The following is a 3,230-nucleotide window of genomic DNA, read 5'->3' on the forward strand; positions in this document are numbered from 1 at the left end:
ATTTTATCATATACGATTATAAAAATCTGTTTGCAACCTATTATTGAAAATGCCGTTTATCACGGAATAAAGCAGAAAAATGATAAAGGCTTAATAAAAATCAAAGGCTTGTGTGACGACAACAATATTATCCTCATCGTCAGTGATGACGGTATCGGAATTGAAAAAGACGCTCTTGATGAATTAAATAAAACTCTTTCCGAGACATCTTTTACAAACGAAAAATCGCATATAGGCCTTTCAAATGTAAATCAAAGAATTAAAATTATATTCGGTGACAGCTACGGAATACACGTTGAATCAACAGTCGGTGTCGGTACTGATGTGTACGTAACTATTCCCAAAAAAGAACAATAAAATCACAGGCAAGCCTATTTTACGGCTTGCCTGCTTTGTTGTGTCATTATTTTGATTTATTTAATATTGCGGCTTTAACTGTATTTTTCATAAGCATAGCGATAGTCATAGGACCTACACCGCCCGGAACAGGAGTTATTGCACCCGCAACCTTTTCGGCACTTTCAAATTCAACATCACCGCATAGTTTCTTATTTTCAAGTCTGTTTATACCAACATCAATTACAACAGCACCTTCCTTTATCATATCACCTTTAATAAAGTTAGGTATACCGACTGCCGCTACAAGAATATCTGCATTTTTTGTTTTTTCAGCAAGATTCTTTGTCTTTGAATGGCATATTGTAACTGTACCGTTTTGATGTAAAAGCAGCATTGCTTGCGGTTTGCCGACAATATTACTTCTGCCGACTATAACACATTCTTTACCGCTTACATCTATACCGCTTTCTTTTATAAGCTCCATTACACCGGCAGGTGTACAAGGTACAAAATCATAATTGCCTACCATAATTTTACCTACGTTTACAGGATGAAATGCGTCAACGTCTTTATTTGGTGCTATTGCATTAATAATCGTCTTTTCATCAATATGTTTAGGAACAGGTAATTGTACCAAAATACCCGAAATACTGCTCTTATTATTAAGTTCATCTATAAGCTTTAATAGTTCTTCTTGAGTTGTTTCTGCAGGAAGTGCGTACTTCTCCGAATATATTCCGCATTCTTCACAAGCACGTTCTTTATTTCTTACATATACCTGACTTGCAGGGTCTTCACCTACGATGATTACGGCTAACCCCGGATTTATTCCCTCTTTTTTCAGATTTTCTACTTCTGTCTTGAGTTCTGCCTTTATTCTTGCCGAAACTTCCTTTCCCATTAATAGCTTTGCCATTGTCATTCCTCCTATTTTTCTTTTGATTATTAGATAGTATATCGCCCTTTGGCGGTCTGATAAGACATCTGTTCTGATAGCCTATTAAGTCTGTTCTTCCTATCTTAGTAAGTGCTTCGTAAACAAGTTTGTAATTTTCGGGATTTCTGTATTGCAACAATGCACGTTGTACCGATTTTTCATGCGGAGTTTTCGGCACATAAACTTTTTTCATTGTAAACGGGTCTATTCCTGTATAAAACATACAAGTTGATATTGTTCCCGGTGTAGGATAAAAGTCTTGTACTTGTTGCGGATTTATATTGTGTTCATGCAAATATTCCGCCAAACGTACCGCGTCACGAATTGTACTTCCGGGGTGACTTGACATAAGATACGGCACAAGATACTGTTTTTTGCCTATTTTCTCATTTATCTGATAAAACTTATCCGAGAACTTATTAAACACGCTGTTTTCGGGCTTACCCATATATTTCAAAACATTGTCACTGATATGTTCCGGTGCAACTTTAAGCTGACCGCTTACATGATATTTACACAATTCATAGAAAAACGTATCGTCCTTGTCGTTTATAAGATAGTCAAAACGTATTCCCGAACGAATAAACACCTTTTTAACGCCCTTTATAGCACGAAGTTTTCTAAGCAAATTAAGGTACTTCTTATGTGAAATATCCATATTCTTGCAAGGCTCCGGAAATAAGCACTGCTTATTTTTACAAGCACCTAGTGTCAGTTGTTTTTTACAGGCAGGTCCTCTGAAATTAGCGGTCGGACCTCCGACATCGTGTATATAGCCCTTAAAATCAGGCATTTTTGTCATTTCTTCCGCTTCTTTTATAAGAGATTCATCACTTCTTGAAGTGACAATTCTGCCTTGATGAAAAGCCAAAGCGCAGAAGTTACAACTTCCGAAACAACCTCTGTTTGCGGCAAGCGAAAATTTAACTTCCTGTATTGCAGGAATACCGCCGTCTTTTTCATACATCGGATGATAATTTTTCATATACGGAAGTGCATACACTTCGTCAAGTTCGTCCGTTTCAAGCGGCGGCATAGGCGGATTTTGTATAAGATATTTGTCACCGTGCTTTTGCACGAGTGTTTTTCCTATATACGGATTCTGCTCATAATACTGCAGTCTGCACGATACAGCATATTTACTTTTACTTTCTATACATTCTTCATAACTCGGAATAAGAACGGAATTTTGTTCATCATATTCAGATGATATATAGCATGTTCCCGGTATATCCGTAATTTCATTTACAGGCACACCGTCCCTAAGTTTATCGGCTATTCGTACAATTTGTTTCTCACCCATACCGTACATCAAAATACTTGCACGAGAGTCAAACAAAATCGAACGTCTAATCTTATCATCCCAATAATCATAATGAGCAAATCTTCTAAGACTTGCCTCAACTCCGCCGATAAGTATCGGCATATCAGAGCCGAAAGCCTCTTTAATTCTGTTACAATACACAAGTGTTGCTCTGTCGGGACGCATACCGCCCTTTCCGCCGGGTGCATACATATCGTCATGTCTGCGTTTTTTTGCGGCAGTATAGTGATTTACCATACTGTCAATATTTCCTGCCGATACAAGCACTCCGAGTTTAGGTCGTCCCATTCGTACAAAATCATCTATTTTATGCCAATCAGGCAAGGCAACTATACCTACCTTATATCCGTGGCTTTCAAGCACGCGTGATATTATGGCATGTCCAAAACTCGGATGGTCTACATACGCATCTCCGACAATATATAAAAAGTCAAGTTGTTTCCAACCTCTTTTATCCATATCTTCCTTTGAAACAGGAAGAAAATCAACCTTCTTCATATTCTTCATTCTCCGGTCGTGATAAATCGGCGTGACTCACAAGCACATCTCTTGGTTTTGAGCCGTTTGCACCTGATATTATCCCTCTTGCCTCCATTTGATCTATGATACGTCCGGCTCTTGAATAACCCA

At 38.0% G+C, this 3,230-nt stretch carries 4 protein-coding genes; 1 reads left to right on the forward strand and 3 read right to left on the reverse strand.

Annotated features, from left to right (window positions below; genetic code table 11):
- Positions 1–357, forward strand: a 357-nt coding sequence (locus tag ACLTU0_RS11480) for a sensor histidine kinase (protein ID WP_412322567.1), incomplete at its 5' end; no start/stop codon positions are given.
- A 46-nt stretch (positions 358–403) separates the two neighbouring features.
- On the opposite strand, the gene folD is transcribed toward ACLTU0_RS11480, so the two are convergent.
- The 3 genes from folD to ACLTU0_RS11495 all read right to left on the reverse strand — a co-directional run.
- Entirely contained in the window at positions 404–1,240 is an 837-nt protein-coding gene (folD, locus tag ACLTU0_RS11485) for a bifunctional methylenetetrahydrofolate dehydrogenase/methenyltetrahydrofolate cyclohydrolase FolD (protein ID WP_337600177.1), read from the reverse strand.
- The gene (locus tag ACLTU0_RS11490) at positions 1,134–3,098 is read right to left on the reverse strand and encodes a YgiQ family radical SAM protein (RefSeq protein ID WP_412294391.1); all 1,965 of its coding nucleotides are present in this window, start codon (positions 3,096–3,098) and stop codon (positions 1,134–1,136) included. The genes folD and ACLTU0_RS11490 overlap by 107 nt, the downstream gene beginning before the upstream one ends.
- Positions 3,085–3,230 (reverse strand): DNA translocase FtsK (locus ACLTU0_RS11495; RefSeq protein WP_412322569.1); only part of this gene is annotated, 146 nt, incomplete at its 5' end. The genes ACLTU0_RS11490 and ACLTU0_RS11495, both read right to left, overlap by 14 nt.

It is taken from the genome of Hominilimicola sp. (genome assembly GCF_046972485.1).
In the GTDB taxonomy this organism is placed as follows: Bacteria; Bacillota; Clostridia; order UBA1381; family UBA1381; genus Hominilimicola; species Hominilimicola fabiformis.

What these genes read in the sequence shown, in the direction of transcription:
- folD (WP_337600177.1), bottom strand. Translation starts at nt 1,240, where the DNA reads ATGGGAAAGGAAGTTTCGGCAAGAATAAAGGCAGAACTCAAGACAGAA.
- ACLTU0_RS11490 (WP_412294391.1), bottom strand. Translation starts at nt 3,098, where the DNA reads ATGAAGAAGGTTGATTTTCTTCCTGTTTCAAAGGAAGATATGGATAAA.